The sequence below is a fragment of the Acidiluteibacter sp. genome, from assembly GCF_055129545.1.
The window spans coordinates 82,814-105,631 of the sequence record NZ_JBSRUB010000032.1 but is presented as its reverse complement, the minus strand read 5'-3'; the positions used below and the strand labels follow the sequence as shown (position 1 = coordinate 105,631).

The following is a 22,818-nucleotide window of genomic DNA, read 5'->3' as shown; positions in this document are numbered from 1 at the left end:
AGTTGAAAGTATTCTTATGAAACAAAGAGGTTCTTGGAAAATAAAGTCATCCAAAGAAGTATATGATAATCCTTGGATAAATGTAACAGAGTATCAAGTTATCAATCCAGGAAATGCGGAAGGTATCTATGGAGAAATTCATTTTAAGAACATAGCTATTGGCATTATTCCATTGGATGAAGAATACAACACTTGGATTGTAGGTCAACATCGATTTCCGTTGGATTCTTACAGCTGGGAAATCATAGAAGGCGGAGGAAAAATTGGGATCGATCCAATCGAATCTGCAAAAAGAGAATTGGCAGAAGAAGCTGGTATAGTTGCAGAAAGCTATGAGTTAATACAGCAAATACACCTCAGCAATTCAGTTAGCGATGAGCTTGGATTAATCTATATTGCGAAAGGATTAAGTTTTCAGGAGTCTGCACCAGAGATAGATGAAGAATTAGTAATCAAAAAAGTTCCATTTTACCAATTGTATCAAGCGGTAATGAATGGTGACATGACCGACAGTCTAACAGTGGCAGGGGTTTTAAAAACAAAAATCTTAATCGATCAGGGAGTCATCTAAAAATAAATCGGATAAAATGTAACCCCTTTCCCATCTTGGAAACGCAGGGTTGGCATTGGAATTTTAATGAAGTTCAGTGCTTTAAATGCTGTTTTCAAGACCTTTGATTTAGTTGGTATTCGCTCTAAATCAATATCCAATGAAAGGTAATACTGACGATATCGTTCTACTAATGGAATTGCATTTCCTGAAGAATTTATAGTTGGATTATTACTACCTCCAAACATGCCAGTTGCGCTATATCCTCCGCTCACGCTCAACCATTCAGGCATTGCATGAACTCCTGTTATATCCTTTAAATTTAATGACAACCAATAAGTTTGACCATTATAATCTTTCAAAATAGAAGCGCCACTTGATTCACCTAACACTTCCGGTCGATAATCCGGAAATTCAGTTGAATGATACGAGAATTTTACAAGTGCTATTTGCTTTTTAAACAGCAGTTCTTGACTTATTGCTAATGACGCACCAAGCGTATTTGCAGCCATATCTCCCCAAGAAAAACCCCATTCTGAGGAAAACCCATCTAAACCCTCTACTCCACTTAAAAATGCCAAGCCTAGAGCGCCGCCATAATATGCAGCCTTTTTATCATTGACTCCACTCCACTTCAATACATCGATTCCCATTTTTCCTGTCTGATAAGCTGAAGCAAAATGGCCCAACTTGTCCATTTGAAGCCATTGCCGATTATCGTTAAAAAAGTGAAAACTAGTTTGCTCATTTTCAGAATACCATTGAGTACTCAATCCTGCCATAATACCAACATACATCACAGATTCTGTAATAATTACAGACTTAAGACGCTTTTTATTTACCCCAGTAGAATCTTGACAAAAACCATTGAAAGCAATTGTCAGAGAAAGTAGAAATATGCCGGCTGCACGAATCAAAATCCTAAAAAGTTTTTTTTAAAGCCTATCAAATATTCATTTTTACGAAGAATCACTGGGTAATTCTCTAAATAGAGTCCATGCCCTCGACCATTTTTTAAATCGAATCCATAACGATGCAGAGGACATACTACTTTACCTTCTTTGCATTCTGCTCTAAAAAGTGGAGCGCCTGCATGGGGGCATTTGTCTTTAAATGCATACACCTCATTTTCATATTTAGTGATGCACAACCAATTATCTTCTACAAAACACCTGACAATCTTTCCCTCAGGCAAATTGTCAATCGTTTCTCGCTCTTCTTCGTTGTATATTACTTGCCAAATATATTTACTTGTATCAATATCTTTCACAGGCTAAATATAACTAGAATTTGCTATTCTATTTTTGAAATTCGAGGCATAAAAAAAACGCCTTTCACTTTTAATGAAAGGCGTTAGAATAATTTTCTGTTTATTATTAATCAATTACAACAAGTTTCATGAATTTGTTAACATTTTTACTCCTAATACTTACAAAATAGATTCCATTCTCGAAAGATTTAGAATTTACAATAAAGTTGCTCAAACCTGAATTTAAAACTCCATTGTGAATACGTCCCACAACTTGTCCACTCAGGTTGGTAATAAATATTTCCGCTTGAGTGGAAGTATTTAAATTCATTTGAATTTTAAAGTCTCCATTTGTTGGATTTGGCATCAATTTTAAAGAAATCTCATTTGAATTTTCTGCTATAGAAGTCGCAATACAATTTGGATCATAATAGGCAGTCACAGGAATTCTAGAAAATTTACAAACTTCTTGCACTTCCCAATCATAGAAAAAATAATAATAGTCTAATGCAGCTCCTGAAGCGCTATTGCTAGTAATATTTACAATTCCGTTATTGTATGGATATTGAGCTCCAGCATTATTTCTATATAAATCAGGATTTGAATTCAACGCGACACCTAACTGATAATCAACTCCAACAGGCACATCAAAATCTAAAGTAATACGTTGTGCTCCATTAGGAATATTAACTACCCTACTCTGCAAAATAGCTCCATTACTATTTCTCAATTGAATGGTTCTATTTCCTCCTCCATTTGCATATACAAGAACAGACTTCAATTTAAAGGCTTTTAAAGCAGTAAAATTTAAATGCTGATCACCTGCAAATGAAGCTCCAGTTCCAATAGAATTAGATTTAGCTCCTGCTGAAAAACTACCCCCAGAACTAGTAGCTTCTGCATAATAAGTAACATCATTAGTTACTAAAGGTGCTGTAAATGGATTTCCGGTTCCTACTAGATTTCCTCCACTAGAAGCGTCGTACCAATTCATAGTCCCAGTACCAGTTACAGAAAGCTTAGCTGCACCATTAGGACAAGCAGTATCAGATTTGAAGTTTGTTATTCTCGGACGTCTTACAGTAATGTATGCAGTTCTAGTAGTTGAATCTGTACCAAAACTATTTGTTGTTTTTAATTTAACATTGAACAATCCATTTGTAGTGTATACTTTATTTGGATTTTGAATGGTAGATCGAGTCCCATCACCAAAATCCCAAGACCAAGAGGAAGGGCCATTTAATGAGTAATCAAAAAACTGCACTAAACCTGAACAGGTAGTATCTGTATTCACATAAAAACTCGCGGTTGGTGCAGTAGTAGGTAAAATACAACTCCAATTAATTTCGAAACCACCTTCAGTTTGTGCTGCATCAGTAATAAACCGCAATGTAATTGCACTTCTAGTTGAAGTTAATGTAGTTGGGATATTATTGTTACAGAAAATTCCCAAAGAAGGGTCATTTACTGAAGGCCCATCAAAAACTTCTAAGTAATCATAATTACAAGAATTTCCTTGTCCTGCCTCTACATCAAAATTGATAAAATCAAGCCTTACACTACTTGCTCCTGAAGGCGCGACTGTAATCACAGAATTGGTATTATCTTCATAGTTTGATGATGAACCACCCGAATCAAACAATTTACCACTACATCCTGTCTGAGTTACATTAGTACCATTCACCAATTTAGTATTACAAAGGTTCAATGTATCAACTGAGATATAACCCACTTTCACTATTGAATCGATACCACATGCACCGCCATCTGTCACTAAAGTCACGTCGTAGCTTCCGATTGCTGAGTAAGTTTTTATAGGATTATAAGCGGTGGAAGTAGTTCCATCTCCAAATCTCCAGATAAAACTTTTTCCGTTGTTACTATTATTTTTAAATACAACACGGTGTGGTGCTATGCAAGATGAAGTGTCTGTTGAATTAAATAAAGAAGCAACTCCTGCTTGGTAAGGATTACCGACACCAACAGCATACCATGCGTTGGTTACAGATTGAACTTGTGGCGAACAAGCTCCGTATAAATCAATCGCAGAGCGAATCGCATAAAAACGTGCATCAGCAAAGTTTGAGTTTTGTGATAAATAAACAGTTAAAGATCTAAAAGCAATTTTACTTGCAGTATCTATTCCCAAACCATTAACTGAAAATGTATTTGATAAATCATTAGTACCAGTACCACCATTTGCTAATAAATAAAACCAATAGTTTTGAACCCCACTGTTGGAATGCACTCCACAAAAGTCATTTGCTTGTGTAGGTGTTCCGCAGTTTGGACTTCTCCAAGAAGTTCCACCATAAGTATCAGGATCTCCATATAAATTGGGATTCACCATACTTCTAATGGCATTTCCTAAATCGTCTCCGATTAACCAATCCGCATTGGTTGGTCGTGCGTAAAATTCAATAGCAGTACCAAAAATATCAGAAAATGATTCATTCAATGCTCCCGACTCTCTTTGGTAAATTAAGTCAGCAGTATTTGATGTCAAACCATGCGCAATTTCGTGCCCTGCAATATCAATTGCAGTTAATGGGGCATTCAGACTTGAATTGGGATTACCATCACCGTATGACATTCGTTGTCCATCCCAAAATGCATTGGCATAGCTTTGATCAAAATGAACATAACTATATAATGCAAATCCATTTCCATCAATACTATTTCTATTGTGAACATTAAAGAAGTAATCATACGTCTGCTCAGCTCCCCAATGTGCATCTGTTGCATATTCATCCATCTGAGCGTTAATATTATTCCATGCGTTATCTGCATCTAAAAAGTCTACTGCGGCTCCATAGGAAGTTCCTGTGTTACAATCTAAAGTAATAATACCATTACCTCTTTCTGCTTCTCTTAATCTAAAATTATTAACTGCAGTACTGTCTGTTGTAATCACTCTACTTCCACTATAAACAGTAGTTGCGGTACCTTTGGAATCTCCAGTATGGATTTGACCATTTGTAAAAATCAACTCTCCACTAGAAGCATCTATGTAATATTCAGCTCTTGACATTGGTTCGTGAGCATAAATGTTAAATTTCCATGCCGTTCGGTAATCTTTCTTTTCGTAATCTATATTGTATGGAAGTATCACTAACTCTCCTTTAGGATAATAGGTTGCATTTACATCATCTGTAATCATCTTAAGGTTATTTTCTTCCTCTACCAACTCCCATTTATACCGATTGGCACCAATTTTTGACAAGGCAGTTTTTAATCCACTTACTTCTGAAAGTGATGTATTTAAGCTGTAATTTGTGAGCATCAAAGCAAATCCACTGATAGATTCAATTTTACCGTTCTTAGAATGAACGATGTATTTAGCATGCTCTACTTTTACTTCCTTAAAATATTGCTGATAAGAAGTGTGAGTATACCCTAGTCCATCCTTTTCAGATTTTAACAATTTAAACGAAGTTCCAACGCTACTTTTAAAAATGGTTTGCATTAACATGGAAAACTCACTTTCGAGTGGTTGTTCATCTGCTGCAAATTGAATGAAAGCAGGAGCGTCCGATTTTGAAGTATATCTTATTTCAACAGCTCCTTTAATTTTAGATCGGGCTGCAGCACCAAAAATCGAGTTCGCAGAAACTGAAACTGATAATACAAATAAGAAAAATAGACTTAAGTACTTATTATTCATGTAAATAATTTAAATTGATAGTTTGGTAACTTTTAAGCGACCCTAAATTAACAATTTATTTACGAAAGAGTTTTGTATTCAGGTTGACATTTGGGCTATCTATTCAATAATAATCCCTTTTCTGATAATGAATAAAGTCGATTATTTGTTTTTCTCCACTCTCTCAATTCCCAAGGCTTCAAATTGGAAGACAAATAGGTGGATGGATTACTATCTATTCCCTTCTCTGACGCTTCTTTATCAATCACTGTGATTGTTGATTTAGGATCCAATTTAGAGCTCAAAGGCAAGTCATCTCTTTGAATAAAAATTGTTTTATCAATTGTTTGTATCAATTGATTTCCATAAAGTTCCGCCGATATTACCCAGTCAAATTCTGAAGTATTATTGATTGAAATGTGTGATACACCGAGACTATCTAACACTGGTTGAATAGAAAATTTCCAATCAGATCGATACGAAATACTATCAATGTCTGAATAAATATAGGCCTCATCTGATTGGATAACCGCAATTACATTTCCATCCCGAATAGAATATAGCACAACATTATCCTGATTGTAAGATTGATAAGATTTCAATAAAAAGGATAGAAAAACCAGAACTGCACAAGTCAAACTCAAAAAGATTCCTTTTTTCCAATATAATTGGAATGCACACACTAGAAAGAATAAAATCGCATAAATTAGAAGTAACTGCAATGTAGAAATCCACAACTGATCGATCGATGCCAGTGGCAAACTACTAATCCAATCTATTCCATTGGCTAAAAAGTCGCCCAACTGATCAATTAGCCAACCCAACCATTCGGCCAATTGTGTGGAAACAAAATGATTTCCAATCAACAAGAGTCCTCCCGACAATAAAATAAAAGCCATTGGAATTGCTATATAATTGGACAACAGAAAATAAGTTGGAAATTGATGAAAGTAAAACAAGGCTATTGGAAAAGTAGAAATTTGAGCAGCAAAGGAAACAACAGTCAACCCCCAAACCGCATTCCATATCCTATTTTTACTTTTTATTCTATTGAATAGTAGAGGATAAATCGAAACAATTCCCAATACAGCGACATAAGACAATTGAAAACCTACATGAAATAGATAATTGGGATTCATCACCAATATAAAGAAAGCAGATGCCGCCAAGGTATTGTAAACATTAGGGTTATTTAGTTTTAAGTTGGCAACTACAATAAATGAAAACATCCAAACTGCCCTGAGAACTGATGGAGACAGCCCTGTAATAAAAGCATAACTCCACAATATTAAAAGAATAGAATAAGCTTGTAATTTCTTCTGTTTTTTTGATTTAAAGAAAAGGTTGAATAAGAATTCCAACACCTTATAGATAATTCCGACGTGTAAACCAGATACTGCCAAAACATGCATCGCCCCAGCTACCGAAAATCCTTGTTTTAACTCTGCATCTAATTCAGATTTATCGCCAACCACTAACGCACTCACAATAGCCAATGATTCAGGATTCTTCAAGTATTTCTCAAAAATATTTTTTACATAACGCTGAAGTTTTTTGGCAATAATGACCAAAGAAAAATACCCCCCTTGATCAGCTAACTTCCATTCTTCATTTGGTAAATAAACTTGCTGATAGATGTACTTTCGATTCATAAAATCGGCATAATCAAAAGTCGCAGGATTCTTTCGTCCTGAAATACGTTGAAAACCAGCTTGAAAATACACTTTACTCCCCACCTCTAATTTCAATGAGTTACTATCCTTCTCAAAATAAGTAAGCACTTCATTATTGATGTAATGGTTAGGATTACCCTTTTCTGAAATTACTTTAATGATAGCCTTTACAGAATTCTGCTTTTCTTCAGGATGATCTATTATCTGACCATAATACAATTGATTCACCTCCTCAGGAAAGATGACAACTCGTTCGGAATGAAATGAGCTAGCAAAATAACCACCCACAAATGAAGCCAGAAGATAGAAAATTCCTGGCATCCACCGACGATAATAACTAAATTTTAACTTTAAAGACAACAGCAGCAATGGCAATAAAACCAGGGCTCCTATGAGTACAATCTGAAAATCTAGAGAGAATTTATCATGGGAAATAATACCCAATGCGAATGCAAAGAATAATCGAACTAACGGAACTTTTCCCCAATGAAACACTGCTATATAGATTTATAGCAGCAAGTTAAGAAATTAATCTTCTCTAAAGAACTCTAAAGCAGAAAGATTGATCAAATGAACACCTCTATAGTACTTGTGTAAGATGTCAGAATAAGAAAATCCTAGCCGAGCCATTTCCATTGCACCTTGCTGACAAAGCCCTACTCCATGTCCATAACCACGGCCTTTAAAAATCACTTTATCTCCTTCATTATAAACTGAAAAATAGGTCGAACGTAATTTCCAGTCGTATCGAATATCTTCTACTGGTAGCATCGATTGATTCATATAACTTAAAGCTCTTGTAGACAAACTAAAATCCTTTTTTAAATCATCCTTTGAAACTTTTGGTGCTTTAGACATTACATAATTGTACCAACTATTCTTATCTATTTCCTTTTCCCAAAACGCATTAGAAGTTTTGATACAAAAGGTGTCTTTCACCACATCTAAATAATATAGATTTTTACTCCAAACGTCGCCAGACTTTACAGTTTGCCCGCCACAATTACTGTGAAAAGCAGCTGTAATTAATTCAATATCGCTATCCACAATTACGATACCTCTGGTGCTTAAACTGGCCTTAGTAATTTGCTCAAAAAAGGTTTTCCCATGGTACGCTTGACAATGCACTCGATCACATAGATTGTATCCTTCGGCATAATGTTTTTTCAAATTCGCTAAAGCATATGTTCTACAAATGATCGCTTGTAATTTATGGTATTCTTCCACAGGTCTTCTTCCGACTTCTGCTTCTACTACTCCTGCAATGTAATTGTCTAAATCAATATTATTCACCAACTGAAAACCTCTTGTTGTTAATTGAACCTTGAGGTTATCATCATATCTAGTATCTTTTATAATTGGAGATTTTATTGAAATCTTAAAGTGATTATACCAACCTGTACCAATAAAACTTACCTTACTATAGCTACCTAACGTCCGATTATTTTGAATCAGCTGGATATGAGTATCTACATACTTTACAGTGATCACATCTTGAGAATTGATTTCTTTTAACCTTCCCTTTTCAGTAAAAATAGTGTAGGTACCAGCTCGTGGATTAAACTCAAAGTGACTGACCGAATAATCTGTAAAAATGCCGATATTAATCAATTCGGCATGAACAAATAATGAGTTAAAGGCAAAGAATAAGATGCAAATTAGCGACTTCAATTATTGTAAGTTTTCTAGCATTAATCGGGCTGTTAGTTCTGAAGCTCCTTCACCACCTAAAAGCTGAATAAGCTCCCGGTAATCCGCTTGCAATTTATCCCTCTTTTCTCCACCTATCAATACCTTACTTAACTCTTCTTTCAACATCTTAGTGTTGAGTTCTCCTTGAATCAGTTCCTTCACTACTTCTCTGTCCATAATCAAATTGACCAATGAAATATATTTCACTTTTATCAGCTGTTTAGCAATTACATAAGAAATAGAACTTGCTTTGTAACAGACTACTTCAGGAACTTGAAAGAGTGCAGTTTCTAGTGTAGCAGTTCCAGAAGTGACTAATGCAGCCTCAGATTGTTGTAAAATATCATAGGTTTTCCCAAAAATTACAGAAATAGCACTATTTTTTAGATAGGGCTGATAGAAACTTGCTTCTTGTGATGGAGCTCCTGCAATCACAAATTGATGGTTCGGAAAATCTTTTACAACGCTTAACATGAGTGGCAGCATCGTTGATATTTCTTGCTTTCTACTACCAGGTAATAAAGCTACAATTGGTTTTTCTGATAAATTATTTGAACTCACAAAAGCTTGAAAAGTGGGTTGTTCTTTGCGCTCATTCGCAATCGCATCAATCAGTGGGTGCCCCACAAAATCAACATCTACATCAAACTTTTTGTAGAACGACTTCTCAAATGGAAGGATAACGAACATCTTATCCACCACTTTCTTAATCTTATGAACTCGATTCTGTTTCCAAGCCCAAATTTGAGGAGAGATATAATAGAAAACTTTAATATTCAAAGTCTTTACATATTCAGCTATTCGAAGATTAAATCCAGGATAATCGATCAAAATCACACAATCAGGTTGAAATTTAGCAATATCTTCCTTACAGAAATCAATGTTCTTTACAATGGTTCGTAAGTTCATCACTACTTCTATAAAGCCCATAAAAGCTAAATCTCGATAATGCTTCGCAATTTCTCCACCCTGAGCTTGCATCATTTCTCCTCCCCAACATCTAAACTGTGCAGAAGAATCTTTCTTCTTTAACTCTTTCATCAAGTTAGAACCGTGTAAATCACCCGATGCTTCTCCAGCTATTATGTAATATTTCATCTAAAGGGTTCCGTTAAGCAATTTATAAACAACTACTCCAAAAGCATATAAGAAGGTAGAAAATACAACCCCTCTAGCAGCTTTATCCATTTCTTTGTAATAAAAAAGAAAAAATATCCCCATATTGGATATGGCACACAAACTCAATATTTTTACCATTGTCTCAGCAAATGCCAATTTCCTTAAAAAATCAGGAACCTGAAGGTAAGCGTATGTAGAAAGATAAAACCCTCCTAATACAATAATGGGTAAAATTAAACCAACGAAGAACCCGACAAAGATTGAATCCAATTTAACCTTCATTTTCAAGTGCTTTTAATTGATCAATCGACTTGTATGCAGTAACATCATATTGAACGGGAACAATACTTACAAATCCGTTGGCCAATGCCCACTCGTCAGTATCTTCATTGTCTGGTTCATGATTTACAAACCTTCCACTTAGCCAGTAATAAGGTTTTCCTGATGGGTCATGTCGTTCGTCAAACTCTTCTTCCCAAACAGCATTGGCTTGCCTACACACCTTAATTCCACTGATTAAATCTGATTTTAGTGCAGGAAAATTTACATTCCAGCAAGTATGATTTTGCATTGGATTTGATAAAGCAAACCTTACAATCCGTTCAATGTATATAGTAGCCGGAATAAAATCAGCGTCAATACTATGATCGCACAATGAAAAACCTATTGATGGAATCCCTTCAATGGCGCCTTCCACAGCAGCAGACATGGTTCCACTATAAATCACATTAATGGAAGAATTAGAGCCATGGTTGATTCCCGATAATATTAAATCAGGTTTTCTATCTAACACTTTCGCCATTGCAATTTTAACACAATCTACAGGAGTTCCTGAACAACTAAATGCTTCCACGCCATCTATCGCAACTGGAACAATTCGCAACATCGAATTCATTGTGATGGCATGCCCCATTCCACTTTGTGGTTTGTCAGGTGCTACTACCACGATATTATTAGTTATTTTTTTCGCTGTTTCAATCAATGTTAAAATCCCCGGAGCAGTGATTCCATCATCGTTTGTTATTAAAATTAATGGATTTTCTTTAGACATAATTCAACCTCTCTAATTGTGTCACAAACTTAAGTACAAAATAATAAAAAGCAGAGGTGATAGGAGTCGGATACTCCATACTTTTTCTAAGTTTGTAATGTGAAGAAAAAAGTAGCCATAATAGGTGGAGGACCATCATCCTTAATTGCCGCATTCTTTTTAAGTGATCGATTCGAGGTTCATATCTATGAAAAAGAGAAAACAATAGGAAGGAAGTTCTTAGTAGCAGGTAAAGGTGGATTTAATTTGACAAATGCGATCCCTCCAAAAAAGTTACCATCAAAATACACTCCTGAGCTAAAGTTAATCAACGCACTTTCAGCCTTCACAAATAAATCATTAAGAATGTGGTTGGCTCAGCTATACATTCCAACTTATGAAGGAACCAGCGGCAGAGTATTTCCTGAAGAAGGAATCAAACCATTTGAAGTGTTGAGAAGAATAGAATACTCTTTACTTGAAAAAGGAGTTAAAATTCACACTGATTTCGAATTGATCGATTTTAACAATGATTTAACCCTTCTCTTTAAAAACAAAAATGAAGTAAAAACAGATTTTCTAATATTAGCATTGGGAGGAGCCTCCTGGAGCAAAACAGGCAGCGATGGTAATTGGATCAATTGGGTGAATAAAAAAGGGATTGCCACAATGCCATTTCAAGCCTCCAACTGCGGAATAGAAGTCAATTGGCCGGCTTCAATTTTAGATGCACATGAAGGAAAACCTTTAAAAAACATTGCTGTTACTTGTGATGGTGAAACAATAAAAGGAGAGGCGGTCATCACTCAGTATGGATTGGAAGGAAATGTCATTTACCCCATCTCTGCTCTCATTAGAGATTTAATCAACAAGAGTTTACCATTAGAAATACAAATTGATTTAAAACCACAAAACACTGCTGAAGAGTTAATCAATAAAGTTTCTAGTGCGAAGGAATATAAATCAGGTTGGCAATTAAGTACTACTCAATTGGCCCTATTTAAAGCTTATTCCGACAAAGAGAGTTTCCTTTCGGTAGAAAAAGCTGCTCATTTAGTAAAAGATATTTCCATTCCTATTATTGGACTTCGACCGATAGAAGAAGCCATTTCAACAGTTGGAGGAATCAGTTTTGAGGCCATAGAAGATGATTTTTCACTAAAATCTAATCCAAACGTATTTGTAATGGGCGAAATGTTGGATTGGGATGCTCCTACTGGCGGTTTTTTATTACAAGGTTGTTTCTCTACGGGATTTTGGGTGGCCAAAAAACTATCTGAAAAGGACTCGAAATAATGCCTTTAAAAAAGGGATTGGAGGAAAGGAAAGTATAATTTTCAACTCATCAACTAAACTACTTTCCTCATCCAAAAATCTAAAAATTCGATCAATCGAATTTCGAACATACATGGTTTCGAAAAGCATTGGACCATTTTCATTTTCTTGTCTGAGCACCTCTAAAAAGATAGAATCATACCATCGACCTCTCTTTTTCCACAATACTTCATCCAATGGTTGGTTGTGAATAATTCGCTTTGTTATCGTTTCAGCAAATTTCATAGAAGCACGAAAGGAATAACCAGTAGAAGGTTTTACCCAACCTCCTGCCGTTCCTATCAGTGTAACATTTGGTAAATGATGATTTTCAAATGGGTAATCACTCATAGGAATCACACCTTGTTCCGTTTCGATGATTTTATAGTGCAGACACTTTAGCTTTTCCTCTAAATAGTTTTGAATAGCTAAATCATACACTTCTTCTTCCACTAGTGTGGAATTAAAAAAAGTAAACTCCAATAAAGCTCGATTGGCAGAAAAAGGCAACACATACATAAAGCTGCAACTGTTCTGATAGTTAACAGAAAAATCCATCATAGTAAACGAAGAATCATCGAATATAGCTTGTTCTGTCTCAACAATCCATCCTTTAAAATGCTGCTTTAAATGGGTGAATTTATGTTCCTTAAAAAAATATTTTGGCACCCGACTATCAAAAACATGTGAAGCAATCAACTCATTTGAGTTTGTTCTGATTTTGACACTCCCTGACATTTCAGACATCTCCAAAACCTCAGACAACTGAAATGAAAATTGAGGTTTCGTTTTTAGGTCTTGATGAGCTGAATTTAGAAATTTAGATGCATTGACAGTATAATAAATGTAATTGTTTAATGCAATTCTCCGCTCTAAATTTTCTGATTTAAACTGTGTACTCTTCCATTGCTTTTCAATTGAGTCAGGATATTCAAATGGCTCTTGCTGCCAAAAACTCCATTTTTTATCAATAATCTTTCCCAAATTAGGATCTAGAATAACGATTCGTTTATTGTCAAAGAAGGACTCTTTCGCAAATGCTAGTGCAAGATTCATTCCTGCTGCTCCTGCTCCGATAATAGCATAATCGTATGTAGATTCTAAATTCAAAGATTGTTTTTAATTGCACCCAAATTTAAACTAAAGCAATTGAATACAGATTTTGTTTTTGATTTAAACTAAAAAGGGTAAACAATAGCCTCGAGAATGATAGGCTAATCACCGGTATTCAATCTTCTAAAATTGAAATAGGTTCATTAATTAAAAAATCGATACAGCATTACTATTCCAATAATAATAAAGATGACACCTCCCCAATAGCCATTTAAATCAGCAAGTGTAGAATCACTTTCTTTATCACTAGGATATTTATAGGTAAAATATATTGCTAAACTGCCTATTAAAATAGATAATAATGCTAATGGAATATCCATACTACTAATTACAGTTCAATTGTCTTTGGATTCTTTCGATTATCTCTAATTGTAATAATTTCAATTTCATTACCTAAAATCCTGTAATAAAATGAAGTTTGCTTAGGAACCACCTTTTTGCAAACCCCTTTCAACTCTTCGCTTTCTATTGAACTATATGGATAAAATGATACTTGATTGATCGCCTCATCTAGTTTGAGAATGAATTTTTCTTGAACTTTTATAGACCACTTTTCTTCTAAATAAACCAACAAACTATTTAAGTTGAGCTTAGCTCGAGTAGATAAGCTAACTTCAAACTTTTTCATGTTAATGATATTTTTTCATGACAGATTCATAAGGAACTTTCTCTCCTCGATCTAACTGATCAATTCCTTCTTGAATTTCATCTTTTTCCTCTTGGCTAAGCAATGATGACCAATCTGAAGTCTCATCTTCTTTACGAGACTTTAGCATTTTCGTAATGGCTGTTATTAAATCAGGGTCTTTTACTTTCAACAGCTCTGACTGAATCCAACTTAATTCTCTTTGTACATCCATGTCCTTTTCAATTGATTTTATCAAAGTTAATTATTTTACAATTGATTTAATTTCTACTAAAAATGATCATAAAAAAAGCCCACACTGACTATTCAGTGCGGGCTCATTATTTATTAGAGTTAAGAATTACTTCTTCTCTTCTGTTACTTCTTCGAAGTCTACATCAGTTACTTCATCTTCTCCTTGAGCAGCTTCTCCTTGTCCTGCATCAGCACCAGGATTTTCACCTGTATTCTGATACATTGTCTGAGCAGCTTCTTGGAAAATAGAATTTAACTTTTCCATTGCAGGATCTAAAGCATCTAAATCTTGCGCTTCGTGAGCAGTCTTCAATTCAGCTAAAGCAGTTTCGATCGGCTCTTTTTTATCAGCTGGCAATTTATCACCAAACTCTTTCAATTGCTTCTCAGTTTGGAAAATCAAACTATCTGCTTTGTTCAACTTCTCTACTCTATCTTTTGCTTTTGCATCAGCATCAGCATTTTCTTCGGCATCTTTCTTCATTTTCTCGATTTCTTCGTCAGTTAAACCTGAAGAAGCTTCGATACGAATAGATTGCTCTTTATTGGTTGCTTTATCCTTAGCAGAAACATTCAAGATACCGTTTGAATCGATATCAAATGTCACTTCTACTTGTGGTACACCTCTTTGTGCTGGTGGAATACCATCTAAATGGAAACGACCAATTGTTTTGTTTCCTGCTGCCATTGGACGCTCACCTTGCAACACGTGAATTTCAACTGAAGGCTGGTTATCAGAAGCTGTAGAGAATGTCTCAGACTTCTTAGTAGGAATAGTTGTGTTGGCCTCAATTAATTTTGTCATTACACCACCCATGGTTTCGATACCAAGAGACAATGGAGTAACATCTAATAAAAGAACGTCTTTCACTTCACCTGTTAATACACCACCTTGAATAGCTGCACCAATTGCAACCACTTCATCAGGGTTTACACCTTTTGAAGGCTCTTTTCCAAAGAATGCTTTTACTGCATCTTGAATAGCAGGAATTCTAGTAGATCCACCAACTAAGATTACTTCGTCGATATCACTTAATTTTAATCCTGAAGCTTTCAATGCAGTTTTACAAGGCTCAATGGTTCTTTTTATTAAAGAATCAGCTAACTGCTCAAATTTTGATCTTGATAACGTTCTCACTAAGTGCTTAGGTCCTGAAGCTGTAGCTGTAACGTAAGGCAAGTTAATTTCAGTTGTTGATGAACTAGATAATTCAATCTTAGCTTTTTCAGCAGCTTCTTTCAAACGTTGCAACGCCATTGGGTCTTTTCTCAAGTCAATTGATTCATCACTGATAAATTCTTCAGCCAACCAATCAATAATAACTTGGTCAAAATCATCACCACCTAAGTGAGTATCACCGTCTGTAGATTTAACTTCAAAAACGCCATCGCCCAACTCTAGGATAGAAACATCATGAGTACCACCACCACAGTCAAAAACTACGATTTTAACATCGTCCATCTTCTTATCCATACCGTATGCCAAAGCAGCAGCTGTAGGTTCGTTGATGATTCTTCTAACTTTCAAACCAGCAATTTCACCTGCTTCTTTGGTCGCATGACGCTGAGAATCGTTAAAATATGCAGGAACAGTAATAACTGCTTCTGTAACTGTAGTTCCTAAATAGTCTTCAGCCGTTTTCTTCATTTTTTGAAGAATCATCGCTGAAATTTCTTGAGGAGTATATTTTCTATCGTCAATTTCTACTCTAGCAGTATCGTTATCACCTTTCACAACTTTGTAAGGTACACGTCCAACTTCTTTTTCAATTTCGCTGAATTTATTTCCCATAAATCGCTTAATCGAGAAGATTGTTTTTGTTGGGTTAGTGATAGCTTGTCTTTTGGCAGGGTCTCCTACTTTTCTTTCTCCACCTTCAATGAAGGCTACAATTGAAGGGGTTGTTCTTTTTCCTTCGCTATTAGGGATTACAACAGGCTCATTACCTTCCATTACAGATACGCAAGAGTTAGTTGTTCCTAAGTCGATTCCTATAATTTTACTCATAACTTATTATTTTATTCGGTTTTCTAACTATTCAAATTGATTTCGTTTTGACAATAGTCAATGACTGTGCCAATAGAAAAACGAATGAGAAAATTGAAATTATGACATAAAATAACACATGGGAGCCGGAAACGACTGACATCTTATGACAAATAGTCAGTAAACTAATTCGGTCTGAAATTTAACCCTTTAGTTAAATCACTCTGAATCAACTTTTGAATACTCTGTGGATTAAATGGAAGCTGTTTTGAATAATCTTTATTATCTCTTACGGCGTTTCTAGAGATTCTTGAAGAAAATAAACCAATGCCATTGCTTAGATTAGAATAACTAGGTTTATTTTGATTGACGTCATTTGCAGGTTTTGTAGCATCTATATATAATGATAAATCTTCGTGTGCTGCAGCGATTAACACTTCAATTCTTGGTTTAAATCTAACAATATTATCGCTAGGGGTCGGTATTGCTTTACCTAACTGTGTGTAAAATAACTCAGGGGACACTGTAGTTTTTAATTTAACATTAGAGGATGCTCTATTGTTAGATACTGAACCAGCAGGATAATCATAATACTTTCCATAAGTGGTATCATTGGTTCTAATGTCTAATTCATCGTAAACAAATCGTAAAACAACTTCATACTTCACAGCATTCGCAGAGGATCTCCATTCAATTCCAAAATTAAATCCAAAACAATATCCTTCTGTTGGACAATTTCTAACAAAACTGACACTAAAACTAGGATCAGGCTCTTGTAAAAACACATTTTTAATCAATTCTGTTTCCCCTGTAATTACCTCTCCAGTTCTATTGTTTGTAACTTTCAAACCAAAAAGTTTACTCTCGGAAGTAAATATGATTGGTGTTGTAGTATAATAAACGATATGATCTGAATTGCTAAAATAACCGTCGGCCTTTGATTTTACGATTGGATCCAATAAAATTGTATTATTTTCATCAATTATTTCAACTTTCAGATCACCTGATTTATAATTGATCGAATCTGGATATTTAGCTATTTCATCAGCACTAATTGAACCTAAAAAAGCTCTATTCACTCTTACAAACTGTGTATCGGCATTTTGATCCAACAAACCAAAGACAAAAGAGTTATTTTCGTAAGTGTCATTAAGCTCTACATCAGTCTCGCAACCTACTGTAAGTAAACTAATAATAACAATAATTAAAAGATGTATTTTTTTCATGAGCGCTAAATTACCAATTTTATATATTCCCAAAATAGATTTGTAGTTTTGTTTGACAGACTTAAGACAACTAAAACGGAGTAAATGTCTACAGGAAAATCAAAAAATACGAAAAGAATTACCACCCACACCCTTCATGAAATGAAGGCAAGAGGCGAAAAAATATCAATGCTAACTAGTTACGATTATTCGATGGCAAAGATTGTAGATAGTGCCGGCATAGACATCATCCTGGTAGGTGATTCTGCATCCAATGTAATGGCTGGTCATGAAACGACTTTACCCATCACTCTGGACCAAATGATTTATCATGCATCCTCAGTAGTTCGGGCTATTGATCATTGTTTGGTAGTTGTAGACATGCCATTTGGTACTTATCAAGGTAACTCAAAAGAGGCCTTATCGTCTGCAATCAGAATCATGAAGGAATCAGGTGCTCATGCTGTAAAAATGGAAGGTGGTAGTGAAATCTTAGAGTCTATTACTCGAATTTTATCTGCAGGAATTCCGGTTATGGGACACCTTGGCCTAACCCCACAATCAATTTACAAATTTGGAACCTACGTAGTTAGAGCAAAGGAAGAAGAAGAGGCCACCAAATTAATTGAAGATGCTAAGTTGTTAGAAGAAGCAGGTTGTTTTAGTATTGTATTGGAAAAAATTCCGGCAAAATTGGCTAAAAAAGTTTCTGAATCTGTTTCTATTCCTATAATAGGGATAGGCGCTGGAAATGGTGTTGACGGTCAAGTATTGGTTATTCATGATTTATTGGGTATCACAAACGAATTTAATCCTCGATTCATCAGAAGATATAATAATTTATATGAACAGATCGAAAATTCAGTATTGAACTACATCAAAGATGTAAAATCAAAAGATTTCCCAAACGAGAACGAACAATATTAGAATTTTGAAGCAACTTCCATTACAAGTTTTATACGAAGACAATCATTTAATTGCTGTTAATAAACGCTCCGGCGACATCGTTCAAGGTGATAAAACAGGTGATAAACCATTAAATGAAATTGTTGCTGATTATTTAAAAGAAAAATACAATAAACCGGGAGATGCTTTCGTAGGTACTATTCATCGGATAGATAGACCTGTAAGTGGTGTAGTTATTTTTGCAAAAACGAGTAAAGCACTTACGCGTATGAATGCCCAATTTCAGGAAAAGGACGTTCAGAAAACCTATTGGGCGGTAGTAAAAAATCAACCGCCTCATCAATTTGAAACGGTGACCCATCACTTATTGCGGAATCGACAAAAGAATAAATCCTTCGCTTACGCCCATAAATACAAAGACTCAAAGGAATCTAGTCTAAAGTATGAAATAGTAAAACGTTTAGATCGGTATTTTCTTTTAGAAATTACCCCATTTACAGGACGTCACCATCAAATTAGAGTACAGTTATCTACTCTAGGATTTCCAATTAAAGGAGATGTTAAATATGGATTTGATCGAACAAATTCTGATGCATCCATTCATCTCCATGCACGAAAAGTTCGTTTTGAACACCCAGTTACTAAAGAGTCAATTGAGATTATAGCTCCAACCCCAGATGAAGTCATTTGGAATGCCTGTAATTAGAAATCTTTTCTTCTCAAGTTTTTCTTCTCAGAATGTCTCTTTTTCTTTTGAATTCTTCTTGCAATAGAAGCTTTAGTTGGCTTGCTAGGTTTTCTTTTCTTCTTTACTATAAGAGCTTTATTTAAAATTGAATAAAAATTTTCAATTACCAATTCCTTATTTCTCAATTGACTTCTAGTATCTGAATTGGAGAGTTGTAAAAATCTCTCTTGGTTGATTCTATTTTCTAATTTTAATAAAAGTCTTGCCTTTTGCTGTTCAGAAAGCAAAGCAGAATTAGAAATATTAAATAGGAGGGTTACCTTTGTTTCAGTTTTATTGACATGTTGACCGCCTTTTCCTCCACTCCTACTCGTTTTAAAGGAAAACTCAGTAGATAAATCAAGTTCGTCAGAATTCATAAATCTTTGCAATTTTTAAGGACATATTTTAATAAAACTAAATTATATTTGTCCAATATTTAAAGTAACAAACATACGGAATATGCCAACAGAAATAGAAAGACTATCAGAAGAGGATCAATTGATATTATTAAAATCTCCAGCTATTGTAGCGTTATTAGCTGCCATTTCAGATGATGGTATTGTGAGTAAGGGTGAGAAAGCGGAAGCAATCAAATTGGCTCATGTTAGAACCTACTCTTCCCCAGAAATATTAAGAAACTTTTACACAAAAGCAGAAAGTCATTTTGTAGAGGCATTTGAAACCGAATTAGCTAATTTACCTGAAGGTCAGAAAGAAAAAGAAGAATATTTAGAGGCTAAATTAACTGATTTAAACCTCGTATTGCCAAAGCTAAATCAAGTTTATGCGAAAGAATTAGTTGCTAGCTTAAAAAGTTTTTCAAAACATATATTTGAAGCTGATTCTTCAGTATTGGAATATTTTCTATTGCCAATATTTATGAATAAAATTGAAAAAGAAAGCTTTAACCCAAAAATTGGAGAATAATACCCCAAATTATAAAAAGTTGATTTTAATGCGCCATGCGAAGTCTGATTGGACTGCTGGATGTTCGGATTTTGATCGGCCGCTAAACAAAAGAGGAAGTGATGATTTAGTTACAATGGGGCATCAAATGTCACAACTCAATCAAGAAATTGAATTGATAATTGCAAGCCCCGCTGAGAGAACCTACACTACAGCTTTGCAAATAGCAAAATCTATCAATTATCCGGTTGAACATATACAAAAAGAGCCTTCAATTTACGAAGGCTCTTTTTCTGATTTAAATCAGATTATCGAGCAGTTGAATAATAATTATTCTACTGTTCTCATTATTGGGCACAACCCAACTTTCACCTACTTGATTGATTACTTTTCAGGTTCTTCTATTGGTAATTTACCCACAAGTGCAATTGCTGTAATTTCCTTTAATGTTGATGATTGGAAGGCAGTTTCGTTTAATTCAGGAATGTTGGAACATTATATTTATCCTAAAAAATTCAAGTAACCATCCTTTTAAAAATAGTTCATTTAATCAACTAGAAAATAAAAATAAAATTCTTTTCAATTTAACAATCAACCTAATTCTTATTTTCATCAAAAGACACTCTTTTTATTTTGGAATCTATTAGAAGTTTAAATCAAAGATTTATAACTATTTTTTATAAATTTGAATTGTTCCTGAATTCTAAATTATGAAAACAACCTTATACATATTACTTTTTAGCTTTTCGACTACATTATTTGCCCAAACTTGGGTTGTTAGAAATAATTTCTCTGGCGCAGTAAGAAACAATTCTTCAGCTTGCTCTTTTCAAGGTAAAGGCTATATGATATTTGGAGTAAATGGAACTACAAACAACTTAAAAGAAGTATGGGAATATTCACCCTTAACAGATTCATGGACCCAAAAAAACGACTACCCCGGTCCAGTAAGACGCGGCGCTGTTCTAGTTTCTAACGATACATTAGTTTTTGCGGGTATTGGAGGGACTATTTCAACTAATTATTATGACTTTAAACAGTATTACCCATTAACTGATTCGTGGAGTTCACGTGCCAATTATCCAGGAAATGGAGGTTTTTTACCTTTCGCAGCAATTTATGAAGGATGTATCTATGTAGGTGGTGGTGCTATTAGATCCACAGGATCATACAAAAAAGATTTTTGGAAATATGAAATTGCAACCGACACCTGGTCAAATTTAGGAAATTTACCTTTTGGAAATCGAAATTCAGGATTTTGTATCGAATCAAATGGAATTTTATATTTAGGAATGGGAAGGGATGGCTCAACCTCATTTAATGATCTTTGGGCTTATTATCCCAAAACCAATTCCTGGTCCCAAAAAACTTCATTGCCAGGAACAGATAGAATGCATCCAAATGTATTTTTAACAAAAAATAACGAATTTATTGTTGGTGGAGGATTTAAACTATTTGGTCCAAGTTTAGGTGATTACTTCAAATATAACCCAATTACAGATTCATGGAGTTCTATTTCATCTAGTTTTACTAATTCAAATAGGTCCCTAGCAGCAGAATTTACAATTAATGACATTGGTTATTTAGTAGGTGGTATAGATAGTTCATTAACTAATGATTTAAAAGATGTTTGGTCTTATAAGCCTCATTTTGTAACGAATACAATTGAAACAAATACTACTGTAACAAATCTGAAAATATTTCCAATTCCTACTTCAGACTTTCTCACTTTACAATTTGAAAATAATTTAAACTCTACTCAATTCGAACTTATTGACATAGAGGGGGAAATAGTATTGACTAAAGAGTTTACCGGTGGATCTATTAATGCTAGAATTGATCTGTCAGACTTACCTTCAGGGTTCTATATCTATCAGTTGAAATCTCACAATAGTATTGAATCCGGTAAAATATCACTCATTAGAAATTAAGATTGATTAAAACTTATTTTAAGTACAGGAAAAAGAAAACAAAAAAGGGGATTCATTTTTGAATCCCCTTTTTTGTTGCCTACTAAAGTATTACAAATCATTTGCTTGAGCAATTAACTCTGACAAATCGAATACTTTCAAATCTTCTTCCTTATTTTTAGTTTTTACACCATCTGTCATCATTGTCATACAGAAAGGGCAACCAACAGCCACAATATCTGCTTTTGTTTCTATAGCTTCTTCAGTACGTTCTACGTTAATTTCTTTATTCCCGGGCTCAGCTTCTTTAAACATCTGAGCACCTCCAGCTCCACAACACAACCCTTTACTTTTACAACGCTTCATTTCAACCAATTCAGCATCTAACTTTTCGATCAGAGAACGAGGTGCTTCATATACATCATTGGCTCTACCCAGATAACAGGGATCATGAAAGGTAATTTTCTTTCCTTTAAATGCGCCGCCTTCAACCGTCAGTTTTCCGTCGTTGATTAAATGTTGTAAAAACTGAGTGTGATGCATCACTTCATATTCCCCACCTAAAGAAGGGTATTCATTTTTTAATGTATTGAAGCAATGCGGACAGGTAGTCACAATTTTCTTTACTTCATAACCATTCAATACTTGGATATTTCCCATGGCCTGCATCTGAAACAAAAACTCATTTCCAGCACGTTTTGCAGGATCTCCAGTACAACTCTCTTCCGTTCCTAAAACTGCAAAATTAATTCCTACGTGATTCAAGATTTTAACGAAAGCTCTAGTTATTTTTTTAGCCCTATCATCAAAACTTCCAGCACAACCTACCCAAAATAACACATCAGCCGTTTCTCCTTTGGCCATCATTTCGGCCATTGTATTTACTTTCATTCCGTTCTCGCTCATAATAA

At 34.7% G+C, this 22,818-nt stretch carries 23 protein-coding genes; 7 read left to right on the top strand and 16 right to left on the bottom strand.

Features of this window, described 5'->3' with window-relative positions; translation table 11 throughout:
* The first annotated feature begins 16 nt into the window (after positions 1 to 16).
* Positions 17 to 571, top strand: a complete 555-nt coding sequence (locus tag ACTB0X_RS15715) for an NUDIX domain-containing protein (protein ID WP_463025983.1) — start codon at positions 17 to 19, stop codon at positions 569 to 571.
* Here the strand turns inward: ACTB0X_RS15715 and ACTB0X_RS15710 are convergent.
* The 8 genes from ACTB0X_RS15710 to surE all read right to left on the bottom strand — a co-directional run bounded on the left by ACTB0X_RS15710 (position 568) and on the right by surE (position 10,977).
* Entirely contained in the window at positions 568 to 1,467 is a 900-nt protein-coding gene (locus ACTB0X_RS15710) for a DUF2279 domain-containing protein (protein WP_463025982.1), read from the bottom strand. The two genes, ACTB0X_RS15715 and ACTB0X_RS15710, sit on opposite strands and share 4 nt — an antisense overlap.
* Positions 1,464 to 1,820, bottom strand: a complete 357-nt coding sequence (locus tag ACTB0X_RS15705; protein ID WP_463025981.1) for a Rieske (2Fe-2S) protein — start codon at positions 1,818 to 1,820, stop codon at positions 1,464 to 1,466. Before ACTB0X_RS15705 ends, ACTB0X_RS15710 begins: the two co-directional genes overlap by 4 nt.
* A 106-nt stretch (positions 1,821 to 1,926) precedes the next feature.
* Positions 1,927 to 5,463 (bottom strand): M4 family metallopeptidase, encoded by a 3,537-nt coding sequence (locus ACTB0X_RS15700; protein ID WP_463025980.1) that lies wholly within the window; start codon positions 5,461 to 5,463, stop codon positions 1,927 to 1,929.
* Positions 5,464 to 5,558: 95 nt separating this feature from the next.
* Entirely contained in the window at positions 5,559 to 7,610 is a 2,052-nt protein-coding gene (locus ACTB0X_RS15695) for a ComEC/Rec2 family competence protein (protein ID WP_463025979.1), read from the bottom strand.
* A 33-nt stretch (positions 7,611 to 7,643) separates the two neighbouring features.
* The gene (locus ACTB0X_RS15690) at positions 7,644 to 8,786 is read right to left on the bottom strand and encodes a SpoIID/LytB domain-containing protein (protein ID WP_463025978.1); all 1,143 of its coding nucleotides are present in this window, start codon (positions 8,784 to 8,786) and stop codon (positions 7,644 to 7,646) included.
* Entirely contained in the window at positions 8,787 to 9,905 is a 1,119-nt protein-coding gene (gene lpxB, locus ACTB0X_RS15685; RefSeq protein WP_463025977.1) for a lipid-A-disaccharide synthase, read from the bottom strand.
* Positions 9,906 to 10,208, bottom strand: coding sequence for a hypothetical protein (locus ACTB0X_RS15680; RefSeq protein ID WP_463025976.1), 303 nt, complete (start codon positions 10,206 to 10,208; stop codon positions 9,906 to 9,908).
* Positions 10,198 to 10,977, bottom strand: a complete 780-nt coding sequence (surE, locus tag ACTB0X_RS15675; RefSeq protein WP_463025975.1) for a 5'/3'-nucleotidase SurE — start codon at positions 10,975 to 10,977, stop codon at positions 10,198 to 10,200. Before surE ends, ACTB0X_RS15680 begins: the two co-directional genes overlap by 11 nt.
* 99 nt (positions 10,978 to 11,076) lie before the next feature.
* Between surE and ACTB0X_RS15670 the strand changes: the two genes are divergently transcribed.
* Positions 11,077 to 12,252, top strand: a complete 1,176-nt coding sequence (locus ACTB0X_RS15670) for a BaiN/RdsA family NAD(P)/FAD-dependent oxidoreductase (RefSeq protein WP_463025974.1) — start codon at positions 11,077 to 11,079, stop codon at positions 12,250 to 12,252.
* Here ACTB0X_RS15670 and ACTB0X_RS15665 read toward each other — a convergent pair.
* The 6 genes from ACTB0X_RS15665 to ACTB0X_RS15640 all read right to left on the bottom strand — a co-directional run bounded on the left by ACTB0X_RS15665 (position 12,229) and on the right by ACTB0X_RS15640 (position 17,476).
* Positions 12,229 to 13,380 carry a lycopene cyclase family protein gene (locus ACTB0X_RS15665; protein WP_463025973.1) on the bottom strand — a complete coding sequence of 384 codons (1,152 nt, stop codon included), beginning with the start codon at positions 13,378 to 13,380 and terminating at the stop codon, positions 12,229 to 12,231. The genes ACTB0X_RS15670 and ACTB0X_RS15665 overlap by 24 nt on opposite strands.
* 146 nt (positions 13,381 to 13,526) lie before the next feature.
* On the bottom strand, positions 13,527 to 13,703 hold the full coding sequence (locus ACTB0X_RS15660; protein WP_463025972.1) for a hypothetical protein: 177 nt from the start codon (positions 13,701 to 13,703) through the stop codon (positions 13,527 to 13,529).
* Positions 13,704 to 13,711: 8 nt separating this feature from the next.
* The gene (locus ACTB0X_RS15655) at positions 13,712 to 14,011 is read right to left on the bottom strand and encodes a type II toxin-antitoxin system RelE/ParE family toxin (RefSeq protein ID WP_463025971.1); all 300 of its coding nucleotides are present in this window, start codon (positions 14,009 to 14,011) and stop codon (positions 13,712 to 13,714) included.
* Position 14,012: 1 nt separating this feature from the next.
* Positions 14,013 to 14,243 carry a hypothetical protein gene (locus tag ACTB0X_RS15650; protein WP_463025970.1) on the bottom strand — a complete coding sequence of 77 codons (231 nt, stop codon included), beginning with the start codon at positions 14,241 to 14,243 and terminating at the stop codon, positions 14,013 to 14,015.
* A 126-nt stretch (positions 14,244 to 14,369) separates the two neighbouring features.
* Positions 14,370 to 16,271, bottom strand: coding sequence for a molecular chaperone DnaK (gene dnaK, locus ACTB0X_RS15645; protein WP_463025969.1), 1,902 nt, complete (start codon positions 16,269 to 16,271; stop codon positions 14,370 to 14,372).
* A 164-nt stretch (positions 16,272 to 16,435) separates the two neighbouring features.
* Entirely contained in the window at positions 16,436 to 17,476 is a 1,041-nt protein-coding gene (locus ACTB0X_RS15640) for a hypothetical protein (RefSeq protein WP_463025968.1), read from the bottom strand.
* 84 nt (positions 17,477 to 17,560) lie between these two features.
* On the opposite strand from ACTB0X_RS15640, the gene panB reads away from it, so the two are divergent.
* Together panB and ACTB0X_RS15630 are read left to right on the top strand one after the other, a co-directional pair.
* A complete protein-coding gene (gene panB, locus ACTB0X_RS15635; protein ID WP_463025967.1) occupies positions 17,561 to 18,382 on the top strand; it encodes a 3-methyl-2-oxobutanoate hydroxymethyltransferase in 822 nt (273 codons plus the stop codon).
* A gap of 4 nt (positions 18,383 to 18,386) precedes the next feature.
* The gene (locus tag ACTB0X_RS15630) at positions 18,387 to 19,067 is read left to right on the top strand and encodes an RluA family pseudouridine synthase (RefSeq protein WP_463025966.1); all 681 of its coding nucleotides are present in this window, start codon (positions 18,387 to 18,389) and stop codon (positions 19,065 to 19,067) included.
* Here ACTB0X_RS15630 and arfB read toward each other — a convergent pair.
* Positions 19,064 to 19,468: an alternative ribosome rescue aminoacyl-tRNA hydrolase ArfB gene (arfB, locus tag ACTB0X_RS15625; RefSeq protein WP_463025965.1), complete on the bottom strand. Its 405-nt coding sequence runs from the start codon at positions 19,466 to 19,468 to the stop codon at positions 19,064 to 19,066. The genes ACTB0X_RS15630 and arfB overlap by 4 nt on opposite strands.
* A gap of 82 nt (positions 19,469 to 19,550) precedes the next feature.
* Between arfB and ACTB0X_RS15620 the strand changes: the two genes are divergently transcribed.
* The 3 genes from ACTB0X_RS15620 (at position 19,551) to ACTB0X_RS15610 (ending at position 21,928) form a co-directional block, all read left to right on the top strand.
* Positions 19,551 to 20,018 (top strand): hypothetical protein, encoded by a 468-nt coding sequence (locus ACTB0X_RS15620; protein WP_463025964.1) that lies wholly within the window; start codon positions 19,551 to 19,553, stop codon positions 20,016 to 20,018.
* A complete protein-coding gene (locus tag ACTB0X_RS15615) occupies positions 20,008 to 20,520 on the top strand; it encodes a SixA phosphatase family protein (protein ID WP_463025963.1) in 513 nt (170 codons plus the stop codon). The genes ACTB0X_RS15620 and ACTB0X_RS15615 overlap by 11 nt, the downstream gene beginning before the upstream one ends.
* Positions 20,521 to 20,707: 187 nt before the next feature.
* Positions 20,708 to 21,928 (top strand): tRNA wybutosine-synthesizing protein 4 beta-propeller domain-containing protein, encoded by a 1,221-nt coding sequence (locus ACTB0X_RS15610; RefSeq protein ID WP_463025962.1) that lies wholly within the window; start codon positions 20,708 to 20,710, stop codon positions 21,926 to 21,928.
* A 90-nt stretch (positions 21,929 to 22,018) separates the two neighbouring features.
* Here ACTB0X_RS15610 and ACTB0X_RS15605 read toward each other — a convergent pair whose 3' ends face one another.
* Entirely contained in the window at positions 22,019 to 22,813 is a 795-nt protein-coding gene (locus ACTB0X_RS15605; RefSeq protein WP_463025961.1) for a (Fe-S)-binding protein, read from the bottom strand.
* Positions 22,814 to 22,818: the final 5 nt, after the last annotated feature.

What these genes read in the sequence shown, in the direction of transcription:
- ACTB0X_RS15610 (WP_463025962.1), top strand. Translation starts at nt 20,708, where the DNA reads ATGAAAACAACCTTATACATATTACTTTTTAGCTTTTCGACTACATTA.
- ACTB0X_RS15605 (WP_463025961.1), bottom strand. Translation starts at nt 22,813, where the DNA reads ATGAGCGAGAACGGAATGAAAGTAAATACAATGGCCGAAATGATGGCC.
- panB (WP_463025967.1), top strand. Translation starts at nt 17,561, where the DNA reads ATGTCTACAGGAAAATCAAAAAATACGAAAAGAATTACCACCCACACC.
- ACTB0X_RS15650 (WP_463025970.1), bottom strand. Translation starts at nt 14,243, where the DNA reads ATGGATGTACAAAGAGAATTAAGTTGGATTCAGTCAGAGCTGTTGAAA.
- ACTB0X_RS15640 (WP_463025968.1), bottom strand. Translation starts at nt 17,476, where the DNA reads ATGAAAAAAATACATCTTTTAATTATTGTTATTATTAGTTTACTTACA.
- dnaK (WP_463025969.1), bottom strand. Translation starts at nt 16,271, where the DNA reads ATGAGTAAAATTATAGGAATCGACTTAGGAACAACTAACTCTTGCGTA.
- lpxB (WP_463025977.1), bottom strand. Translation starts at nt 9,905, where the DNA reads ATGAAATATTACATAATAGCTGGAGAAGCATCGGGTGATTTACACGGT.
- arfB (WP_463025965.1), bottom strand. Translation starts at nt 19,468, where the DNA reads ATGAATTCTGACGAACTTGATTTATCTACTGAGTTTTCCTTTAAAACG.
- ACTB0X_RS15660 (WP_463025972.1), bottom strand. Translation starts at nt 13,703, where the DNA reads ATGGATATTCCATTAGCATTATTATCTATTTTAATAGGCAGTTTAGCA.
- ACTB0X_RS15655 (WP_463025971.1), bottom strand. Translation starts at nt 14,011, where the DNA reads ATGAAAAAGTTTGAAGTTAGCTTATCTACTCGAGCTAAGCTCAACTTA.
- ACTB0X_RS15700 (WP_463025980.1), bottom strand. Translation starts at nt 5,463, where the DNA reads ATGAATAATAAGTACTTAAGTCTATTTTTCTTATTTGTATTATCAGTT.
- ACTB0X_RS15680 (WP_463025976.1), bottom strand. Translation starts at nt 10,208, where the DNA reads ATGAAGGTTAAATTGGATTCAATCTTTGTCGGGTTCTTCGTTGGTTTA.
- ACTB0X_RS15620 (WP_463025964.1), top strand. Translation starts at nt 19,551, where the DNA reads ATGCCAACAGAAATAGAAAGACTATCAGAAGAGGATCAATTGATATTA.
- surE (WP_463025975.1), bottom strand. Translation starts at nt 10,977, where the DNA reads ATGTCTAAAGAAAATCCATTAATTTTAATAACAAACGATGATGGAATC.
- ACTB0X_RS15715 (WP_463025983.1), top strand. Translation starts at nt 17, where the DNA reads ATGAAACAAAGAGGTTCTTGGAAAATAAAGTCATCCAAAGAAGTATAT.